The following is a 1273-nucleotide window of genomic DNA, read 5'->3' as shown; positions in this document are numbered from 1 at the left end:
AAGCTTTTGAGATGTTTCAAGGTGGAAGTGTCCATTTGAGGGATAATACTCTTCAGCTTACTGATATGCATGGATTTTTAATTAAAAATTACTCGGGTTATGCATATGCTAATGGTCAATTGACTGAAAAATATGGTGTACTCGACAATTTTAAGAATACAAATCTTCAGATTGAAAGATCTTATATTTCTGTGCAGGGCGAGAGTGCCTATGGTTTATATTTTCATACATTAGATCCAGAAGAAGCTGCAAAAATGTTAAGCCGAAATGATGAAAAGCTTTCAGATATGCAAAAAATCATCATGGGAGTCGCATCTGTTTCTCTGTCAAAGACAAAGTTTGCAGTTCCAGATGGTACGGCTATTTATGCTACGGGAACTAATGGCTATGGGGCTAAAGGTATTCTTAAGTTATCAGAAGAAACTCAAGTCTCTGGTGATTTATTATTAAAAGCTGAAAATGATGTCTCTCTTTTTGTTAGAGCGGATGCTTCTACCCTTATAGGAGGTATCCGCACTGAAGATGTTTCTACCGTTAATTTACAGTTAGCGCATGGCTCAACATGGTTTCTCAAAAAAAGAAAGCAGAGAAGTTTACAAGGGTTGGATTCTCCAGATTCATCACTTTCATCTCTGAGTCTTTCTGATAGTATACTTATTTTTGATGAAGATACTTCTGATGGTTATCAGACGCTGCGCATTGGAAAAGAAACAGAGATAAATGAGAAAAACAAAGGAATTATAAAAGACAAAGTCGTTATAAATGAGGAAGACAAAATAGTATTGTCAAAATATAAAAGAGTATATAGTGCGCAGGGTAATGCTCAGATTAAGCTGAGTGCATTTTTGGATGATAATGGTTCTTTTGATCCTCAAAAAACCGATCGTATTTTGATCTATGGTGATATTTCTGGAACCACTGTGGTTCATATGCAAAACTTTAAGAACAATTCAGGACGAGAAGTACGTGATGGAAAAGATCAAAGCATTTCATTGATTCAAGTTTCTGGGACAGCGAAGGAAGATTCCTTTAAGCTTGCTGGTAGTTATATTACAGTCAATGGTTTTCCTTACCAATATTGTCTTCGTGGCTATGGTCCTGGTTCTCCTTTTGGAGAAGCAGATGCTACGCAAAGATTAGTTGCAGGTGATGGAAAATTTTGGGATTTTCGCCTTGAAGGCCTCTATATGAATCCAGAAACAGATTCCTCTGAGACTATATCTTCTCCAATTTCGCTCTCTGATGCAATAGATCCGCAACCTGCAGATCTTGC

Annotated in this window: 1 protein-coding gene; it reads left to right on the top strand. The window is 36.9% G+C overall.

The features are described from left to right. On the top strand, positions 1 to 1273 hold a 1273-nt coding region (locus tag NPX99_RS08680; protein WP_269031425.1), incomplete at both ends, for an autotransporter outer membrane beta-barrel domain-containing protein.

This window comes from Bartonella sp. 220B, from assembly GCF_026930205.1.
Taxonomy (GTDB): Bacteria; Pseudomonadota; Alphaproteobacteria; order Rhizobiales; family Rhizobiaceae; genus Bartonella.
Note: the sequence above shows the minus strand (reverse complement) of the source record. Positions and strands in the feature narration are given on the sequence as shown.